This is a genomic window from Streptomyces sp. HNM0645, assembly GCF_030056615.1.
Classification (GTDB): domain Bacteria; phylum Actinomycetota; class Actinomycetes; order Streptomycetales; family Streptomycetaceae; genus Streptomyces; species Streptomyces marianii.
The window spans coordinates 39949-57458 of record NZ_JASHLT010000033.1 but is presented as its reverse complement, the minus strand read 5'-3'; the positions used below and the strand labels follow the sequence as shown (position 1 = coordinate 57458).

The window sequence follows — 17510 nt, the reverse complement described above, 5'->3', positions numbered from 1 at the left end:
TCCACCCCGCCCGTCGTGCCCTGCTCCAGCGCGGTGTCCAGGCGGGCCGGCGCGTCGCGGGTCCGGGTGCGCGTGAGTCCGGGGTCGGAGGAGGCCCTGCACCCGCGACGGGCCCGTGTGCCCGAGGATCGCTGGACCCGAGCACCCGACGGGCACGCACGAAGGGCCCGCGCCGGCGCGGGCCCTTCGTGCGTGCGGAGCGGCGACCGGTCAGCGCGGCTGGACGCTCTGCGGCTGGGGCGTGATGCCCAGCGTGGTCGTGTACTGCGACAGCACCAGCTTGCCGATCGCGGGGTAGGCGCCCAGCGGTTCCGCGGCGGAGCACCCCGCCTCGGCGGCGGCGGCCTCGAGCAGTCCCTCGGGCACCTCGGGTCCGACGAGGTGCGGGGCCAGCGCGAGCTGGGCGGAGCCGGCGGTGCGCAGTTCCTCGGCCGTCGCCGCGATCGCGCCCTCCTGGTCCAGGGCGGCCGCCATGACCGGCACGGCGAGCCGCGCGGCCAGCAGCATTCCGGTGATACCGGCGGCCTGGACCGCCTCGTCGCCGCCGACCGTGGCCAGGACGATGCCGTCGGCCGCGGTGGCGACCGTGAACAGGCGCGCCCGGTCCGCACGGGCCAGACCCGCCTCGGACAGTCTCACGTGCAGGGCCTCGGCGAGCAGCGGATGCGGGCCGAGGACGTCCGTCAGCTCCGCGGTGGCCCTGCTGTCCATGACGGCCTGGCGGATCCGGCGGACCAGTGCGCTGTCCGGACCGGCGAGCAGCGGCACCACGACGGAGGCCGGGCCCTCGGGCTCGGCGACCTCGCGGCCGGCTGCCCGCGCCAGTTCGTAGCGCTCGGTGCGCAGCGCGGCGGAACGGGTCAGCACGCTCCCCAGCGTGGGGTACTCGGCGTCGTCGCCGTCGATGTAACCGATCGCGGCCTCGAGGCCGGGCAGCTCGGAACGGGCGATGCTGACGACTTCCTCGGCGAGGCTGCGTATCGCGGACGAGGGTGTGCCGGGCACGGCGAGCACGAGGGTCGGCGCGCCCTCGGGTGCCACCACGGGCTCGGGGCGGCGGTGCCGCCCGGGCTGGCGGGGTCGCGGCATTCGTACAGGGAGGCCGGATGCGGGCCCAGTGGGGGAGCTCATGGCGCCGCATGCTACTGGTTTCGCCGTCGTGCCTGCTCAGGGAGGGGGCGGTCGCGTACCGTCTGTCCGTGTTTACCCGATGAGTTCGTTAATGGTTGCCTGTCCGGGTCTGTTCGGTAAGGGTGGTTGTGAGGGCGAGCAGGAGCGGATCCTGCGGCAGCCTCAGGGTGCCGCAGGCCAGTGCGGCGGCGACGGTCAGCGAACCGGCGAGCGGATCGCCCGCCGCCGACACCTGCCGGGCGTACGGGAGTTCCCGGGCGAGAGCGTCCCGCACGGGCGCGAGGAGCGAATCGCCCATCCGGAACAGCCCGCCGGTGAGGGCGACTTGACACTCACCTGCCGATGGGGGCGGACAGACGGCCGCGGCCGCGGCCGCGATCTGGTCCGCCGCTTCGGAAAGGATCCGCGCGGCGACCGCGTCGTCCGCGGCGCAGCGGGCGACCTCGGGTGCGAACGAGGCCAGCACGGCCGGCCGGTCGGTGCGCGGGTACAGCAGACCCGGCAGCCCCGCCGCCGGTCCGAAGACGTCCTCGAGCCGTTCCAGCAGTGCCGGGGAGCCCCCCGCACGCCCGTCGTGGGCCCGCAGCGCGGCCTCCAGCCCGGCCCGGCCGATCCAGGCGCCCGAACCGCAGTCACCGAGCAGATGGCCCCAGCCGTCGGCACGGCACCAGTTCGTGAGGTCCGTACCGGTCGCGATCAGGCCCGTGCCGGCGGCGACGACCGCACCGGGACGCTGGCCGAGGGCGCCCGCGTAGGCGGTGACGGCGTCGGCGGCGAGCGCGACCTGCCGCGCACCCAGCTCCCGCGAGAGCACACCGGGCAGTACGGCCCGCAGTTCGTCGCCGAGAGACGCCATCCCGGCGGCCCCGATGGCGACGGCGACGGGCGCGTCGGCCCCTGCCCGCAGTAGGAGCCCGCGGGCCATCGGGAGCAACTGCCCCAGCAGATGGGCCGCTTCGATCCCGGAGGTGCCGGTGCGGACGGGCTCCTGGGACGCCGTGGTCAGCGCCGCCGGCGGGTCGGCGGCCGGGGCGAGGGCGACGCGCAGGCCCGAGCCCCCGGAGTCGGCCCCGAGGACCCAACCGCCCGCGCCGCCCCCGGTCATGGCAGCCGCCAGTCCACCGGCTGCGCACCCTGGCGGACGAGCAGGTCGTTCACCCTGCTGAACGGCCGGGAGCCGAAGAAGCCGTAGTCGGCCGACTTGGGAGAGGGATGGGACGACTCGACCGCAGGGAGGTCGCCGAGCAGCGGCCGCAGATTGCGGGCGTCACGGCCCCACAGTACGGACACGAGCGGTTTGCCGCGCGCGACGAGGGCGCGGATGGCCTGTTCGGTCACCTCTTCCCAGCCCTTGCCCCGGTGTGCGGCCGACCTGCGGGGCGCGGTGGTCAGCGCCCTGTTGAGCAGCAGCACGCCCTGCCGGGTCCAGGGCGTCAGATCGCCGTTCGACGGCCGGGGCAGCCCGAGGTCCGTGTGCATCTCCCGGAAGATGTTCTCCAGACTGGCCGGCAACGGCCGTACTTCGGGTGCCACGGAGAAGCTCAGCCCCACGGCGTGCCCGGGTGTCGGATAGGGGTCCTGGCCGACGATCAGGACGCGCACCTCGTCGAACGGCTGCTGGAAGGCGCGCAGCACATGCGCGCCCGCCGGCAGGTACGTCCGTCCCGCGGCGATCTCCGCGCGGAGGAAGTCGCCCATCGCGGCGATGCGTTCGGCCACGGGGTCCAGGGCGTCCGCCCACCCCGAATCGACGATCTCTTTCAACGGTCGTGCCACGAGGCGTCACTCTACTGGCCTCGCGAGGCCCTTCCTCAACCGACCGTGGCGGCCCGGACACACAGTACGTCGGGCAGATGGGAAGCCAGCTGCCGCCAGGTGTCGCCGTCGTCCGCGCTTGCGTACAGCTCGCCGTTCCGGTTGCCGAAGTAGACGCCGGCGGGGTCGGCGCCGTCGGTGCACATCGCGTCGCGCAGCACCGTGCCGTAGTGGTCCCCCTCGGGCAGCCCGTGCGACAGCGGCTCCCACGTCGCGCCCGCGTCGGCCGTGCGGTAGACCCGGCAGCGCCGCTCGGCCGGGACCCGGTCCGCGTCGGCGTTGATCGGGAAGACATAGGCGACGCCGGTGCGGTGCGGATGGGAGACGACGGAGAAGCCGAAGTCCGACGGGAGGCCCGCGCCGATGTCCGTCCATCGGGCGCCCCCGTCGTCGCTCCGGTACACCCCCCAGTGGTTCTGGAGGTAGAGCCGGTCGGGATCGCCGGCGTCCTGGGCGATCTTGTGGACGCACTGCCCGAACTCCGGGTTCGGATCGGGCAGGAAGACCGCCGACACCCCCTCGTTGGACGGGCTCCAGGCGGCGCCTCCGTCCCGGCTGCGGAAGACCCCCGCCGTGGAGACCGCGACGGTCACCCGGCGGGGGTCCCTGTCGTCGGTGACCACGGTGTGCACGGCCTCGCCGCCGCCGCCCGGAACCCATTGCGAGCGGGTGGGGTGATCCCAGAGCGGCCGGACGAGCTCGAACGTCTCCCCGGCGTCCTCCGAGCGGAACAGTGCCGCCGGCTCCGTCCCCGCGTAGACCACGTCCGGGGCTGAGGGGCCCGCCGGATGGAGCTGCCAGACCCGCTCCAGGGAGGCTCCGGTGTCCTTGGGGAACTTCACCGCGGGCTTGGCCGGTTCCGTCCACGTCGCGCCCAGGTCGTCGGAGTGGAACACCGAGGGGCCCCAGTGGGCGCTGTCCCCGCCGACCAGCAGCCGCGGCACGGTGCCGCGGCGTGTGTCGATCCCGATCGAGTACACGGCCTGGGCGTTGAAGTGGGGGCCGTCGAACTCCCACCGGCCGTCTCTCCCGTGCCCCAGGAAGAGCCCCTTGCGCGTGCCTACCGCCAGCAGAACGTCGGTCATCGCCGACACCTCCAGGACGCCGTTGTCGCGGACGGGAGCCAGTCTGCACCCACCCGCTGACAACGGCCCGCGGACGGGGCCTTCCCACAGGTCGGCCCGGCCGTGCCCGGCCCCGGTGCGCCTCCGCGCCCGGCCCGGGCCGGGCCGCCCAGAGGCCGGCCCGGACGCGCCCCGCACGGCATCGGACCAGGCGCTCGTCCACGGGCTCAGACCGAGCGGTGGTACTGGTCGGGGATCCGGACCGGCCCGCCCAGTTCGCGTGCGGCGAGCCGTGCCCAGGAGGGGCTGCGCAGCAGTTCCCGGCCGAGGAGCACGGCATCGGCCTCGCCGTTCGCGAGGACCTTCTCGGCCTGCTCCGGGGCGGTGATCAGACCGACGGCCGCCACGGGCAGCGCCGTCTCGTTCCTGACCCGGGCGGCGAACGGCACCTGGTAGCCCGGGCCGACCGGGATGCGGACCCGCGCCGCGTTCCCGCCGGAGGAGACGTCGAGCAGATCCACGCCGTGCTCCTGGAGCAGGGCGGCGAAGCGCACGGTGTCGTCGGCGGTCCAGCCGTTCTCCTCGAGCCAGTCGGTCGCGGAGATCCGGAAGAACAGCGGGAGCTCCTGCGGCCACACCGTCCGTACGGCGTCGACGACCTCGAGTGCGAACCGGGTGCGGTTCTCGAACGAGCCGCCGTACGCGTCGGTGCGGTGGTTGCTGTGGGGGGAGAGGAACTCGCCGATGAGATAGCCGTGCGCGCCGTGCACCTCGACCACCTCGAAGCCCGCGTCCAGAGCCCGGCGGGCGGCCTCCGCGAACCGGGCGGGGAACTCCGCGATCTGATCCGTGGTCAGCTCGTCGGGCACCGGGTACCCCTCGTCGAACGGGACCGGACTCGGCGCGACCGGCTGCCAGCCGCCGGAGTCCGGGCCCACCGGCCCGCCGCCCTTCCAGGGCCGGTCCGTGGAGGCCTTGCGTCCGGCGTGGGCGAGCTGGATGCCGGGGACGGTCCCCTGCTCCTTGAGGAAGCGGGTGATCCTGCGGAAGGCGTCGGTCTGGGCGTCGTTCCAGATCCCCAGGTCGTGCGGGCTGATCCGGCCCTCGGGGGCGACCGCGGTGGCCTCGACGAGGATCAGCCCGGTGCCCCCGGCGGCCCGGGCTGCGTAGTGGGCGAAGTGCCAGTCGGTGGGGACGCCCGTGTCCGGTCCCGTGGCCTCGGCGCTGTACTGGCACATCGGTGCCATCCACACGCGGTTCGGGATCGTCACGGACCGCAGGGTGTACGGCTCGAACAGTGTGCTCACGGCGGACTCCATTTCACGGCGGGGCGAAGGTGACGCTCGTACGATAGTCATCGTAGTACGGCGGTTGTCAAACTACGAAGTCTCTCGTACAAAGATGGCCGGTCCGTGCGCCGCGACCGCGCGGGTCCCGTCGTGGAGTCAGGCCGGTCCCGCGCAGCCGCCGAGCGGGTCGAGGTCCAGGTCGGCCCCGTCGAGCTTGGCGGTCAGCGCCGACAGGCGTTCCTGCAGATCGCCGATCTCCTCCAGGGAGAGTCCGGTGGCCGTAGCGATCCTGCGGGGCACGAGGGCGGCCTGCTCCCGCAGAGCGGCGCCCGCGGCCGTCGGTCGCACGGCGACCGAGCGCTCGTCCTCCGCGCTGCGCCGGCGCTCCACGAAACCGACTGCCTCCAGGCGCTTGAGCAGCGGCGAGAGTGTGCCGGAGTCCAGTCGCAGGAGGGTGCCGATCGTCTTCACCGGCAGCTCGCCGTGCTCCCAGAGCACCAGCATCACCAGGTACTGGGGGTAGGTGAGGTCGAGGTCCTTCAGGATCGCCCGGTAGACGCCGTTGAAGGCCCGTGAGGCCGCGTGCAGCGAGAAGCAGATCTGGCGGTCCAGGCGGAGGATCTCCCTGTCCGGTACGGCATCCGGTGTCGTGTTCATGGGTTCAGGGTACCTGTCTCGCGAGCAATTAAGTTGTGCACAACTTAATTGTGTGCTCTAGTGGTGGCTGTCCGGACCGCCCCACGGGTCCGGCTCCGACGACCAAGGGATGGTTCTCCATGAACGCGCTGTACACCGCTGTCGCCACCGCGAACGGCCGCGAGGGGCGCGCCGTCAGCTCCGACGGCCGGCTGGACCTGCCGCTCGCCGCGCCCGCCGCCCTGGGCGGCAGCGGCGAGGGCACCAATCCGGAGCAGCTCTTCGCGGCGGGGTACGCGGCCTGCTTCGCCAGCGCGCTGGGCCTCGTCGGCCGCCAGGCGAAGGTCGACACCGGCGACATCTCGGTGACCGCCGAGGTGGGCATAGGCAAGGACGGGGACGGCGGCTTCGGGCTGGCCGTGGTCCTGCGCGTCGAACTGCCGAGCGCCCTCGAGGGCGGGACCGGCGAGCTGCTGGTCAAGCAGGCGCACCAGGTCTGCCCGTACTCCAAGGCCACGCGCGGCAACATCCCCGTCGAGCTGATCGTCGAGTAGCCGGCGGGCGGGATCCGCCGTGGCGTTCCGGCAGGGGCGGGCGCCACGGCGGATCCCCGCCGGTGCTCGGGGCCGGCGGTCGGGCACCGCGCCCCGCGAGGCAGATCGCACCGTCCGCGTCACTGGTCGGGGCAGCGCGCCGCCAGGTGGCGGCGTCCGCGTGCTCGGTGGCGCGCCAGGTCGGCGGTACCGGCCCGCTGCGCCCTCGGCGAACTACGACGAGTTTCGTACCATGGGAGCCCCGAACCGAAGTGGAGCCTCCGTGACCACCGCCGCCGGTCCCCGCCGACTCGCCCACCCCAAGCGCGACGAGATCCGGCTCGAGGGCGTGCTCCAGGCGCTCTCCGACCCGGTCCGGCTGCGCGTGGTGCGCGAGCTGGCGACCGCCGAGTCCGAGCTGTCCTGCTCGTACTTCGATCTGCCCGTGACCAAGTCCACCTCGACCCACCACTTCCGCGTGCTGCGGGAGAGCGGCGTGATCCGGCAGGCGTACCGGGGCACGGCGAAGATGAACGGGGTCCGCCGCGACGACCTGGACGCGCTGTTCCCCGGCCTCCTCGACAGCGTCCTCACCGCCGCCGCCGGTGAGGCGGCCCGTCTCGGCACCGGCTGACCGCGCCCCGGTGCCGGCCGACCGTGCTCGCCACGGAACCACCGCGACCGCGGAACCGGCCGAGGCCGACCCCAGTCACTCCGGGGCGGGCCGAGCACCTCTGCCCGCCCGGTTCGGACGTCCTGATCCCCGTTGGCCGCCGTGCCGCGCTATGCGGCCGGGAGCCGCGGAGCCACGCCGACACCGGCCGCGCCCAGCAGCCCGTCCCAGTCGGCGATCTTCACCGAACGGCGTCCGAGTGACCGGCCCAGCACCGTCTCGGCCTCCTCGATCGCCAGCCAGCCCGGCCACTCCACCGGGCGCAGCCCCGACTCGCGCAGCACGTCCAGGGGTTCGTCCGGGAGTGCGCGGGCCGACAGCGCGGGCGCGTCCTCGAGGACCGAGGCCACCGTCTCCTTCGCGCAGGGCCTGTTCGTGCCGATCACGCCGGTGGGGCCCCGTTTGATCCAGCCCGCCACGTACTCGCCCGGGGAGGGCGAGCCGTCCCGCAGGACCCGCCCGGCCTCGTGCGGCACCGTGCCCCGGGTGGCGTCGAACGGCAGCCCGTCCAGGGGCACTCCGCGGTAGCCGACCGCCCGCAGCACCAGCTGCGCCTCGATCTCCTCGTACGCGCCCGTGCCGCGCACCCCGCCCGAGCCGTCCGGCACGGTCCGCTCGAAGCGCACCGCTGCGACCCGTCCGCCCTCGGCGAGCAGTTCCACGGGACGCAGGAAGAAACGCAGCCGGATGGTCCGCGCCCGGGCGCGTGAGGCGGCGTCGCCGGCCGTCGCCCAGCCGCGCACCACGTCGACGTTGCGCCGGTTGACCGCCGGCAGCCCCGTCGCGTCGGCGTAGCCGGGGTCCAGGGCGAGGTCGGCCGGCTCGACGCCGACGGCCGCGTCCGGCAGCGTGCCCAGCTCGCGCAGCTCCTTGGTGGTGAACTTCGCCTGGGACGGGCCGCGTCGGCCCACCATGTGCACCTCCCGCACCCGGCTGCCGGCCAGCGCGCCCAGCGCGTCGTGCGGCACATCGGTCGGCAGTAGCTCTGCCGCGCCGCGCGCGAGGATCCGGGTGACGTCGACGGCGACGTTGCCCACGCCAATGACCACCGCCGACCGGGCGCCGAGGGCGAATCCGCTGCCCGCGGCGTCCGGGTGGGCGCTGTACCAGGACACGAAGTCGGTGGCCGAACAGCTCCCGGGCAGGTCCTCGCCAGGCACTCCCAGCCTGCGGTCCTTCGCCGCCCCGACGCAGTACACGACCGCGTGGTAGAGCCGGAGCAGACGCGCCGGCGTCAGGCCGTGCGCGCCCACCTCGACGTTGCCGACGAAACCGATCCGCTCGTCCTCCAGGACCGCCCGCAGGGTGTTCTGCAGGGACTTGATCTTCTCGTGGTCGGGCGCGACCCCGTACCGCACCAGCCCGTAGGGGCACGGGAGCCGGTCCAGGACGTCCACCCGGACGTCCGGCACGAGGGACTGCTGGACGAGGGCCTGAGCGGTGTACACCCCGCTCGGCCCGGATCCGACGACGGCGACTCGAAGCACGGCTGCGCTCCTTCCGCAGGGTGCTTCCAGCATTGCACCGGGCAGGCCGCCCGGTAAGCCTCACATCGTGCGCATACGGTTGATCTCCGCCGTCTGCTGCGCGATCACGTCATTGGCCATTTCCTCCACCTGGACGTTGCTCCCCTCGGACAGCACGGTCGCCCCCATCGTCAGCGCGCCCTGGTGGTGAGTGATCATCAGCTTGAGGAACAGCTCGTCGAAGGCCCTGCCCTCGGCGGCGCGGAGCTGCGCCAGCTGCTCCTCGGTCGCCATGCCCGGCATCGCGCCGTGGTCGTGGGCCCCGTGACCGTCCGCCGCCCCGCCCTTGCCGTGTGCTGTCAGCCAGCCCCGCATCGCACCGATCTCCGGTTCCTGCGCTGCCCTGATGCGATCGGCGAGACGTTTCACCGGGGTGCCGCCGGCCCGCTCGGGTACGAGCGCCGTCATCTCCAGCGCCTGGGTGTGATGGACGATCATCATCCGGACGTACGCGACGTCCGCGGCGTTCGGGCTGTCGTCCGGCAGCTCCTTCGCGGCCTGCTCGGGGGAGAGCGTTCTCGCGGGCTCGCCCGGCTTCCCCGGAGCCACGACCGCCGCGCCGCGCTCGTCCCCGGCCTTCGCGCCGCCGGACCCCGACTCGCAGGCGCCCAGGGCGAGTACGGCCACCACGACGGCCGCGACGACTTTCGTTACGTCCCTGTTGCCATCTGTTGATATGGGCATGCCGAGGACGATACTGCCGGGGTCAGTGCATGGTTCAAGCACGGAATGGAACTAGGGGAGGAAAACGGTGACCCCGTTGCACACCACCCGCGTTCGGCGCAGACGCCTGGGCGTGGCGGCAGCCGCGGCAGGGCTGCTGGCCACTCTGCTGGCGGCCGGACCCGCGGCCGCCACACCGGACCCCGGAGACGTCCCGGCCGAGAGGAAGGTCTCGTCGGAACAGGCGGCAGCCGCCGAAGCCCTGACGAACAGTGGCGAGATTCCCGCCGTTGACGAGGTCGTTCACAGCGACAACATCCGTCATCTCGCCAACATCCCGAAGGACGCCCTCCCGGGCACCAACTCCGACCTGGCCTTCCAGGGCAGGTACGCGTTCGCCGGCAACTACGACGGCTTCCGCATCTTCGACATCTCCAATCCGCGAGCCCCGAAGACCGTCGCACAGGTCCTGTGCCCCGGTTCCCAGAACGACATCTCGGTCTCCGGGGACCTGCTCTTCCTCTCCACCGACTCCTCGCGCAGCGACAACTCCTGTGCCAGCACCAGTCAGCCGGCCACGGAGAAGTCCTCGTGGGAGGGCGTCAAGGTCTTCGACATCAGCGACAAGCGCAACCCGAAGTACGTCGCGGCCGTCGAGACCGCGTGCGGCTCGCACACCCACACCCTCGTGCCCGAGCGGCGCGTCGTGTACGTGTACGTGTCGTCGTACTCGCCGAACGCGGCCTTCCCGGACTGCCAGCCGCCGCACGACGGGATCTCCGTCATCAAGGTGCCGCGGAACGCCCCGGAGAGGTCCGCGGTCGTCGGCTTCCCGGTGCTGTTCCCGGGCGAGGGTCCCGACGGCGGCGGCAACCCCGGCGCGCCCACGAACCCGGGCGTCTCCAAGACGACCGGCTGCCACGACATCACGGTGCTGCCGGGCGAGGACCTCGCGGCCGGCGCGTGCATGGGCGACGGCATCCTGTTCGACATCCGGAACCCCGAGCGCCCGAAGGTCATCGACCGGGTCCAGGACAACGTCAACTTCGCCTTCTGGCACTCGGCGACGTTCAACCAGGACGCCGGCAAGGTGGTCTTCACCGACGAGCTCGGCGGCGGCGTGGGTGCGACCTGCAACGCGGAGATCGGCCCGAACCGCGGGGCCGACGGCATCTACGACATCGTCGGGAGGGGCGACAAGCGCAAGCTGGTCTTCCGCAGCTACTTCAAGATCGACCGGCATCAGGCCGCCACCGAGAACTGCGTGGCGCACAACGGCTCGCTGATCCCGGTGAAGGGCCGCGACATCATGGTCCAGGCCTGGTACCAGGGCGGTGTGTCGGTGTGGGAGTTCACGAACTCCGCCAAGCCGCGGGAGATCGCCTACTTCGAGCGCGGCCCGCTCTCCATGGACACCGTCACCACGGGCGGCTCCTGGTCGGCGTACTACTACAACGGCCACATCTACTCGAACGACATCGCCAAGGGCTTCGACGTGCTGAAGCTCGATGACCGTCGTACCGACGCGGCCGAGCGCGTCCGGATGCGCGAGCTCAACGTGCAGACCCAGCCGGACTACTTCGACCGCCACGACCACTGATCCGCGTCGTCGCGGTGCCGCCCCGGCGGGCGGCACCGCGACTCCCCGGTGCGGCCGCGCAGGTCCTCCGGGACAGCTCCTACTCGGTCGCCCCGCCGGAGGACCGGTCCGAACCCCCGTGCGACGTCCCACCGGACGGCTCCCCGCCCGGCGGGAAACCGAGCTCCCAGTCCAGCCCGTAACGCTGGAACAGCTCAGCGCGCAGCCGTGCGCGCGGCATCGGCGCGCCGGGCAGCGCCACCGCGAAGACCGCGCCCATCAGCAGTGCGCGCAGCAGCGGGTAGTCGGCGTCGACATCCCGGGTCCCGTACCGCTCCACCGTGTCGCGCAGCAGGAGGGCCAGGCGCTGCTGCTCGGGGCACTGGACGAACCCGTCGGCCTGCAGGATGCCCGCCATGTGCGCGCGCATCAGCACCGGCCGGTCCGCGGCGAGGCCCAGGATCGCGTCGATCGCCCGGGCCAGCCGCTCCCGCCCGTCGGAGGTGCGGGGCTCGCGCTCCAGCGCCTCCTCCAGCGTGAGGTGCATCAGCCGGTGCACGGCCGACTGGAACAGCTGGCGCTTGCCGGCGAAGTAGTACGAGACCAGTCCGCGGGCCGAACCGGCCCGGTCGGCGATGTCCCCGAGCGTCGTCGCCTCGTAGCCGCGCTCCCCGACGAGGTCCACGGTCGCCTGGAGCAGGCGCTCCCGGGAACGCCGACGGAGCTCTTCATTGACCGATGCGCTCCGCGGGGACATGCTTAACTCCTGCGTTGACTGGCTCGGAGCCAATATACTCAGCGCGACCCGTGGCGAGGCGCTCGTGTGCCTGGTCAGCGGGGTGACCGGACGGACCGGGCGACGCGGGGGATCGCCCGGTCCGATCCTTCCGTCATGGATCCGCACGGATCCCTGGAGCCGCGGCTTGCGGCTTCTGCCTCTATTGTCCGATCTCGTGGTCTCGATTCCCAGGGCCGCCCACCGGCACTTCGCCCACGGCGTTCCGGTTCACGCGCCCACGAGTCCGAGTACCGGACGCAGTCCTTCGGGCCGCTCCTCTACCGGCAGATGATCCACGAAGTGCACCGCGCAGCCCAGTCGTGCCGCCCCGCCGTCCGCGCGCCTGTCGTCGCCGACCATCAGGACGTCGCGGGGGTCCTCCCCGAGCGCCTCGCAGCCCGCCCGGAACAGCCGGGCGTCCGGCTTCTGCACCCCGTGGCGGTACGACAGCACGTACGCGCCCACGTAGCCGTCCAGCCCGTGCGCCTGGAACACCGGCCGCGGGTCCCAGCCGATGTTGCTGACCACCGCGACGCCCGTGCCCAGGCGCCGCAGCTCGCCGAGCACCTCCTCCGCGTCCGGGTACGGGCGCCACGCGGACGGGGTCTTGTGCCGCTCGTAGAGCGCGTCGTAGAGCCGGGGGTCGGGGAGCTCCACGCGGCGGGCGAGGCCCACGTAGGCGTCCCTGTGCCGCCGGGCGTCCCGGTCGCGCGTCCACCACAGGTCGGCGAGCGCCTCGGGGATCAGTTCGGGGTTGGAACCTCCGGGCAGCGCCCCGGCCGCGTCCAGCTCGCGTGCGTACCGCTCGAACGCGTCCTCGCCGACGGAGATCCCCGTCTCGTCGAGGGCGGCCCGCAGCCAGGAGGTGACGGATTCGATCCGGAAGAGCGTTCCTGAGAAATCGAAGAGCACGCCTTTGATCGCCATGGGGCGATCCTCCCGGCGTCAGGGCTCCCGGTTCAAGGCCAGCCGTTCGTACGAGCCGACCGCCACGGCGACCACACAGATCCCGAGCAGCCAGCCGGCCAGGACGTCCGTGAGCCAGTGCACTCCCAGGTAGAGCCTGGTGAAGCCCGCGCCCAGCACCGAGACCGCCGCGAGCAGGGCCGCCGTCCGCCGCAGCCCCGGTCCGGCCCCCGTCCGCGCCAGCAGCCAGAGGAGCAGCCCGCAGGTGACGGTCGCCGTCATCGCGTGGCCGGAGGGGAAGGCGGAGTAGTGGGCGGAGTCCACGGGTTCCGCCCAGACCGGGCGCTGCCGCCCCACCAGGACCTTGAGGATCTGCTGCACCGCCGATCCCAGCAGGCTCGCCGCCGCGACCCAGAGGGCCGGCAGGCGCTCGCCGCGCCACAGCAGGCCGAGCACCACCCCGACCACCAGGGCGCGCATCGTCCACGGGTCCCACACCCAGTCGCTGAGGATCCGGTTCGCCTGGGTGAGTCCCGGCTCCGCCAGTGCGGACTCGTGGAGCTCGACGGCGACCGTACGGTCGGCCGACATCAGCGGCTCCCAGCCCACGGCCACCGTCACCAGCAGCAGGACGGTGACCATGGCGGTCAGCGAGGCGGTGCGTGCCCCGGGGACCGGAAGGCCAGGCTCCGGGGCGGGGGTGCGCGGGAGCGGGGTGGAGGTGGGGGTGGGGGGACGCATGGGAGGGATCCTGCCCCCGATACGCCCTGCTAGTGCCGCGACCGGCCGGGTTCACCGGGTCGCGGCGCCGAGCTGAGTTGTCACGTCACCCGAGTGCGTCCGGTGCGTGGGCGCTCCTCCGCGGTGCGACGCACCGCACCGGACGCCGCGACCTTCCCGGCACCCCCGGGCACGGTGCTGGTCATGTCAAAGCGCTCAGACCCGGCACGAATGCCACCAGCAGCGGTACGACGGGCACCATGACCGCGGCGGCGGTCAGCCGCAGCCGCCTGCCCGCGGTGAGCCGGGGCACCGGGGCCAGCAGGCGGTTCACCCGCTGGTGCAGCTGGGCGTCGGGCGCCGGGCAGGGACCGAAGACTCCGCGGTGTTCGTTCAGTTCGACCAGCGCGAGGGCGATCGTCAGCCGCCCGAACCGGCGCGAGGCCACGTCGTCCGCGGCCAGCTCGACCAGCCGGTGCATCTCGTCCCGGAACGCGGCGAACACCGGGACCTGGGGAAAACCGTTGGCGAGCGCCGCCGAGCAGTGCAGCAGCCAGTCGTGGCGCGCTCTGGCGTGACCCTGCTCATGAGCCAGCACCGCGTCGAGTTGACGGCCCTTCAGTCGCCGCAGGGCGGCCGTGGTGATGACCAGCTGGGGCGCGGCGCCGGGCAGCCACCACGCGTCGGGGCGCTCGCCCTCCAGCACCACCAGCGGATCGTCGCCCGGATCCTCTCCGGGCAACAGGGGGGCGCGCACGAGGAGTTCCGCCCTGCGCCGCTTGCGTCGCGCGTGCGCCCGGTGGATCTCCCGGGTGAGCATCGCGCCGCTCCACAGCCCTCCGCACGCCAGTACGACGGCCAGTACCGCCGACCACGGACCGCCCGCGCCCAGGGCATATGCCTCGACGACCGCGCTCGGTGCGGGCGCGAAGACCGGCCCCCGCACCGCCTGCCAGGCGGCGGCCGCGCTGATGGTCATGGAGAGGCCGAAGCTCAGCAGCACCGCAGCGACCACGCACTGCCACACCCACAACGCCACCACCGGCTCGCGCTCCGGCCAGTCGGCCCGGGACATCAGCCGCGGCGCGACGGCGGCGGCCAGTGCGCCGAGTGACAGCAGCGCGAGGGAGACCATCATGGCACCAGACTATGAGCGGCCTGCTACTCGCAGGTATGGCTTCAGACGGCAAGTGATGTACGCCACGGCCCGCCCCGGGGCGCTCAGACGGAGAGAAGCATGGCGACCATGGCGACGCCCATCGAGACCCGGCACGCCAGGGCCAGCTCGGGACGGGCTCCCCAGGCCGGGGGAGGGCCGCCGGCAGGCGCAGCCGCGGGCACCAGCCGGGCGCCCGTGTGCAGGACGAACACCGTGAAGTAGACGAGCAACGCCCCCGTCACCAGCGGCACTCCGCCGGCACCGGGCGCGCCGTGCTCCCCGTGGCCGCCCGCCGCGAACGGGGACATGGTCACCGCCATGTACACCATGGCCAGCGAGCCGACCAGATGGTGCAGATGGTGTGCGCCGGCGCGGGAGGCCCGAGTGGCCCGCAACGCCCGCAGACCCACCGTCCCGAACAGGACCGCGTACGGCAGCCATGCCCACTCCGGTGCCGGTGCCACGGCAGCCGGCACGGCCATCGCGGCCATCCCGAACCCCATCAGGGCCTCGTCCGTCGCCGCGCTGCGCGCCGGGCCCGCACAGCAGCGCATCCGCACGACGCAGTACGCGCCGGACATCGCGCACAGCGCCACGAGCAGCCAGCCCGGCACCGCCGGTCCGTGCACCGCCCACCTCCCCGCTCGACGTGTCGAGCAGGGCATGCCCCGCCGGGGCCCGGCGCATACGAGCGCACGGGTGTACGCGGGGCGCTCGCGGAGGCGGTGCGGCCGCGCACACCGCCCGACGAGTCTCCCTCGCCCCGCGTCCGGGACGGCTCTGCCCGCGGCGCGGGAGCGGAATCGTCCGCCCCGCTCAGGGCCGGCGGCGCAGTGGATGGTCCTCGGGCACCTCGACCACGGCGATCCGCACCCCGTCCGGATCGGTCAGCCACATCTCGACGAGCCCCCAGGGCTCCCGCCGCGGCGGCCGTTCCACCTCGGCCCCGTGCGACAGCACATGACCGTAGGCCGCCTTGGCGTCCGACACCTGGAGCCACAGTGCGAGGCCCGGGCCGGGCGGGGTGTCGGAGCGGCCGGAGACCTCCAGGAACCCGCCCCCGAGGAAGTAGACCGTTCCGCGGTCCTGGCCGGTGCCGAATTCGCGGTAGATCTGCAGGCCCAGCACGTCCTCGTAGAACCGTCGGGACCGCTCGGGATCGGTCGGCCGCAGCAGGATGCGACTGCTCAGCACGTGCATCATGGTCTCCACCGTAGACCGCCGGTGCGCCGCGCCGAGGTCGGGCGGACCGCGCGTCCGCGGCCGACCCGCCGCGACCGCCGGCGAAGAAGAGGAGAACGGAGAACCGCCCCATGGAGACCGCCCCGCCCCAGCACCCGGTGCAGCTGTCCTTCCGCGACGCGACCGATGCCGACGTGCCCGCGCTGGTCGAGCTGATCGAGTCGGCCTACCGCGGGGACTCCAGCCGTGCAGGCTGGACCACCGAGGCGGACATCCTGGACGGACAGCGCACCGACCCGGAAGGCGTGCGCCAGGTGATCGGGGCGTCCGGCAGCAGGCTGCTCGTGGTGCGGCGCGACGACGAGCTGGTGGCCTGCTGCCAGCTCGAACACCGCGGCGACGCGGCGTACTTCGGCATGTTCGCCGTGCGCCCGGGACTCCAGGGCGGCGGGCTCGGCCGACTGGTCATCGCCGAGGCGGAGCGTCTCGTTTGCGAGGCGTGGGGCGTCACCGAGATGCACATGACGGTGATCTCGGTGCGCGAGGAGCTCATCGCCTGGTACGAGCGGCGCGGATACCGCCGTACGGGCCGGATGACCCCGTTCCCGTACGGCGACGAGCGATTCGGCGTTCCGCGCCGCGCCGACCTGCAGTTCGAGCTGCTCGTGAAGAGCCTGGACGGCTGAGGCGCGACCGCCCGCGACACGTCTGCGGGACCTCGGACACCGGACCGGGTGCGCGGAGGGCGTTCCGCCGCCGCGGCCGTCAGGCCGTGAAGCGGCCGGTGCGCCGGATCTCCGGGAAGTCGGTGGTCGCGCCGTCGAGTTCGAGGGCGCGCACCAGCCGCAGGTGGTCCTGGGTGTTGACGACCCAGCCGATGACCCTGAGCCCCTCGTCGTGGGCGTGCTCCACCGTCTCCAGCGTGAGCCGGCGGATGTTCAGCGCCAGCGTCGGGGCGCCGGCGGCCTGCGCGCGCTCCACGATGTCGCTGCCCCACCGGCTGGCGACGAGGGCCGTGCGCACGCCGGGCACCAGCGCGGCGATCTCCCTGACGGCGTCGTCCTGGAACGAGGTGACCTCGATCCGCTCCGCCAGATCGCGCTTGACCATCACGTCCGCGAGCACCCGTGCCGCGGCTGCGTCCTTGATCTCGACCTGGAGCGGCGCGCTCACCGCTTCCAGGACCTCCTCGAAGATCGGGACGCGCTCGCCCTGACCGGCGTCCAGCTCCCGCAGTTCGGCGAGGGTCTTCTCGGCGATCGGTCCCGTGCCGTCGGTCGTCCGGTCCACATCGGCGTCGTGCATGACGACCAGTGCGCCGTCCTTGCTGAGATGGAGGTCCAGTTCGATCGCGTCCATGCCCGCGCGCTCCGCCCGGACGAAGGAACGCAGGGTGTTCTCCGGTTCGACACCCATGACCCCGCGATGACCGATGGTGAGGAAACTCAAGATCTTCTCGCTTCCGTCGATGTGTCGGGCTCGGGCCGTTCTTGTTGCGGCTCGCACGCGGTGGCTCCCGCTCCGCGCGGCACGGCCGCAGCCTAGTGGCCTGCGCCTCGGCCGCACCCGGTCGTGCATGAGGTGCCCGGCTTGGGGGAACGCGTTCTCCCGGCGCTTCGCCCCGTGGCGGGCTCACTCGTGCGTGGGCGAGTCTTCCGGGCCTTGACGGCACCACCGGGCCGAAGTCGGCCCGGTGGTGCCCCCTGCCCGACGCTCCGCAGCCATCGTCTCGAATGGCCTAGGTCACAGAAAAATCTGCGGTGACCATGGGGGTGAGGCAGGATAATTTCCCAGGGTTCCCCCTTGTACGGGAGAACCGGGCATGGATACGGTGTCTTGACGCGAGGTTCTCCCGT

General features: G+C 73.0%; 19 protein-coding genes. 4 read left to right on the top strand and 15 right to left on the bottom strand.

The genetic code is table 11. The annotated features are described in order from the left end of the window. Positions 1 to 210: 210 nt before the first annotated feature. The 6 genes from QMZ92_RS22600 to QMZ92_RS22575 form a co-directional block, all read right to left on the bottom strand. Complete coding sequence (locus tag QMZ92_RS22600; protein WP_283299236.1) at positions 211 to 1131, bottom strand: sirohydrochlorin chelatase; 921 nt, start codon at positions 1129 to 1131, stop codon at positions 211 to 213. A gap of 88 nt (positions 1132 to 1219) precedes the next feature. Further along, a complete protein-coding gene (locus QMZ92_RS22595; protein ID WP_283299235.1) occupies positions 1220 to 2236 on the bottom strand; it encodes an N-acetylglucosamine kinase in 1017 nt (338 codons plus the stop codon). Then, positions 2233 to 2895, bottom strand: coding sequence for a uracil-DNA glycosylase (locus QMZ92_RS22590; RefSeq protein ID WP_138057892.1), 663 nt, complete (start codon positions 2893 to 2895; stop codon positions 2233 to 2235). Before QMZ92_RS22590 ends, QMZ92_RS22595 begins: the two co-directional genes overlap by 4 nt. A gap of 47 nt (positions 2896 to 2942) precedes the next feature. Next, positions 2943 to 4031, bottom strand: coding sequence for a WD40/YVTN/BNR-like repeat-containing protein (locus QMZ92_RS22585; protein ID WP_283299234.1), 1089 nt, complete (start codon positions 4029 to 4031; stop codon positions 2943 to 2945). 206 nt (positions 4032 to 4237) lie between these two features. Next, positions 4238 to 5317 carry an NADH:flavin oxidoreductase/NADH oxidase gene (locus tag QMZ92_RS22580; RefSeq protein ID WP_283299232.1) on the bottom strand — a complete coding sequence of 360 codons (1080 nt, stop codon included), beginning with the start codon at positions 5315 to 5317 and terminating at the stop codon, positions 4238 to 4240. 138 nt (positions 5318 to 5455) lie between these two features. Beyond that, positions 5456 to 5956: a MarR family winged helix-turn-helix transcriptional regulator gene (locus QMZ92_RS22575; protein WP_283299230.1), complete on the bottom strand. Its 501-nt coding sequence runs from the start codon at positions 5954 to 5956 to the stop codon at positions 5456 to 5458. A gap of 119 nt (positions 5957 to 6075) precedes the next feature. On the opposite strand from QMZ92_RS22575, the gene QMZ92_RS22570 reads away from it, so the two are divergent. Both QMZ92_RS22570 and QMZ92_RS22565 read left to right on the top strand, forming a co-directional pair. Further along, entirely contained in the window at positions 6076 to 6489 is a 414-nt protein-coding gene (locus QMZ92_RS22570; RefSeq protein WP_283299228.1) for an organic hydroperoxide resistance protein, read from the top strand. Between the two features lie 232 nt (positions 6490 to 6721). Then, on the top strand, positions 6722 to 7102 hold the full coding sequence (locus QMZ92_RS22565; protein WP_283299227.1) for an ArsR/SmtB family transcription factor: 381 nt from the start codon (positions 6722 to 6724) through the stop codon (positions 7100 to 7102). Positions 7103 to 7251: 149 nt separating this feature from the next. Here QMZ92_RS22565 and QMZ92_RS22560 read toward each other — a convergent pair whose 3' ends face one another. Both QMZ92_RS22560 and QMZ92_RS22555 read right to left on the bottom strand, forming a co-directional pair. Beyond that, on the bottom strand, positions 7252 to 8628 hold the full coding sequence (locus QMZ92_RS22560; RefSeq protein WP_283299226.1) for an FAD-dependent oxidoreductase: 1377 nt from the start codon (positions 8626 to 8628) through the stop codon (positions 7252 to 7254). Between the two features lie 60 nt (positions 8629 to 8688). After that, positions 8689 to 9351, bottom strand: coding sequence for a DUF305 domain-containing protein (locus QMZ92_RS22555; protein ID WP_283299225.1), 663 nt, complete (start codon positions 9349 to 9351; stop codon positions 8689 to 8691). A 67-nt stretch (positions 9352 to 9418) separates the two neighbouring features. Here QMZ92_RS22555 and QMZ92_RS22550 point away from each other — a divergent pair, with 67 nt between their 5' ends. Then, a complete protein-coding gene (locus tag QMZ92_RS22550; protein WP_283299224.1) occupies positions 9419 to 10930 on the top strand; it encodes an LVIVD repeat-containing protein in 1512 nt (503 codons plus the stop codon). Between the two features lie 79 nt (positions 10931 to 11009). On the opposite strand, the gene QMZ92_RS22545 is transcribed toward QMZ92_RS22550, so the two are convergent. The 6 genes from QMZ92_RS22545 to QMZ92_RS22520 all read right to left on the bottom strand — a co-directional run bounded on the left by QMZ92_RS22545 (position 11010) and on the right by QMZ92_RS22520 (position 15675). After that, positions 11010 to 11666, bottom strand: a complete 657-nt coding sequence (locus tag QMZ92_RS22545) for a TetR/AcrR family transcriptional regulator (protein WP_283299223.1) — start codon at positions 11664 to 11666, stop codon at positions 11010 to 11012. A 249-nt stretch (positions 11667 to 11915) separates the two neighbouring features. Then, entirely contained in the window at positions 11916 to 12614 is a 699-nt protein-coding gene (locus tag QMZ92_RS22540; RefSeq protein ID WP_283299222.1) for an HAD family hydrolase, read from the bottom strand. An 18-nt stretch (positions 12615 to 12632) separates the two neighbouring features. Further along, positions 12633 to 13334, bottom strand: a complete 702-nt coding sequence (locus QMZ92_RS22535; RefSeq protein ID WP_283299221.1) for a phosphatase PAP2 family protein — start codon at positions 13332 to 13334, stop codon at positions 12633 to 12635. A 181-nt stretch (positions 13335 to 13515) separates the two neighbouring features. Then, positions 13516 to 14451 (bottom strand): M56 family metallopeptidase, encoded by a 936-nt coding sequence (locus tag QMZ92_RS22530; protein WP_283299219.1) that lies wholly within the window; start codon positions 14449 to 14451, stop codon positions 13516 to 13518. Positions 14452 to 14534: 83 nt separating this feature from the next. After that, complete coding sequence (locus QMZ92_RS22525) at positions 14535 to 15101, bottom strand: DUF5134 domain-containing protein (protein ID WP_283299217.1); 567 nt, start codon at positions 15099 to 15101, stop codon at positions 14535 to 14537. A gap of 187 nt (positions 15102 to 15288) precedes the next feature. Beyond that, positions 15289 to 15675 (bottom strand): VOC family protein, encoded by a 387-nt coding sequence (locus tag QMZ92_RS22520; RefSeq protein WP_283299216.1) that lies wholly within the window; start codon positions 15673 to 15675, stop codon positions 15289 to 15291. Between the two features lie 110 nt (positions 15676 to 15785). Here QMZ92_RS22520 and QMZ92_RS22515 point away from each other — a divergent pair, with 110 nt between their 5' ends. Then, positions 15786 to 16340: a GNAT family N-acetyltransferase gene (locus tag QMZ92_RS22515; RefSeq protein WP_283299215.1), complete on the top strand. Its 555-nt coding sequence runs from the start codon at positions 15786 to 15788 to the stop codon at positions 16338 to 16340. Positions 16341 to 16419: 79 nt separating this feature from the next. On the opposite strand, the gene QMZ92_RS22510 is transcribed toward QMZ92_RS22515, so the two are convergent. Then, the gene (locus tag QMZ92_RS22510; RefSeq protein WP_138056609.1) at positions 16420 to 17103 is read right to left on the bottom strand and encodes a glycerophosphodiester phosphodiesterase; all 684 of its coding nucleotides are present in this window, start codon (positions 17101 to 17103) and stop codon (positions 16420 to 16422) included. Between the last annotated feature and the right edge of the window lie 407 nt (positions 17104 to 17510).

What these genes read in the sequence shown, in the direction of transcription:
- QMZ92_RS22555 (WP_283299225.1), bottom strand. Translation starts at nt 9,351, where the DNA reads ATGCCCATATCAACAGATGGCAACAGGGACGTAACGAAAGTCGTCGCG.
- QMZ92_RS22540 (WP_283299222.1), bottom strand. Translation starts at nt 12,614, where the DNA reads ATGGCGATCAAAGGCGTGCTCTTCGATTTCTCAGGAACGCTCTTCCGG.
- QMZ92_RS22515 (WP_283299215.1), top strand. Translation starts at nt 15,786, where the DNA reads ATGGAGACCGCCCCGCCCCAGCACCCGGTGCAGCTGTCCTTCCGCGAC.
- QMZ92_RS22585 (WP_283299234.1), bottom strand. Translation starts at nt 4,031, where the DNA reads ATGACCGACGTTCTGCTGGCGGTAGGCACGCGCAAGGGGCTCTTCCTG.
- QMZ92_RS22565 (WP_283299227.1), top strand. Translation starts at nt 6,722, where the DNA reads ATGGGAGCCCCGAACCGAAGTGGAGCCTCCGTGACCACCGCCGCCGGT.
- QMZ92_RS22535 (WP_283299221.1), bottom strand. Translation starts at nt 13,334, where the DNA reads ATGCGTCCCCCCACCCCCACCTCCACCCCGCTCCCGCGCACCCCCGCC.
- QMZ92_RS22570 (WP_283299228.1), top strand. Translation starts at nt 6,076, where the DNA reads ATGAACGCGCTGTACACCGCTGTCGCCACCGCGAACGGCCGCGAGGGG.
- QMZ92_RS22595 (WP_283299235.1), bottom strand. Translation starts at nt 2,236, where the DNA reads ATGACCGGGGGCGGCGCGGGCGGTTGGGTCCTCGGGGCCGACTCCGGG.
- QMZ92_RS22575 (WP_283299230.1), bottom strand. Translation starts at nt 5,956, where the DNA reads ATGAACACGACACCGGATGCCGTACCGGACAGGGAGATCCTCCGCCTG.
- QMZ92_RS22545 (WP_283299223.1), bottom strand. Translation starts at nt 11,666, where the DNA reads ATGTCCCCGCGGAGCGCATCGGTCAATGAAGAGCTCCGTCGGCGTTCC.
- QMZ92_RS22530 (WP_283299219.1), bottom strand. Translation starts at nt 14,451, where the DNA reads ATGATGGTCTCCCTCGCGCTGCTGTCACTCGGCGCACTGGCCGCCGCC.
- QMZ92_RS22520 (WP_283299216.1), bottom strand. Translation starts at nt 15,675, where the DNA reads ATGATGCACGTGCTGAGCAGTCGCATCCTGCTGCGGCCGACCGATCCC.
- QMZ92_RS22600 (WP_283299236.1), bottom strand. Translation starts at nt 1,131, where the DNA reads ATGAGCTCCCCCACTGGGCCCGCATCCGGCCTCCCTGTACGAATGCCG.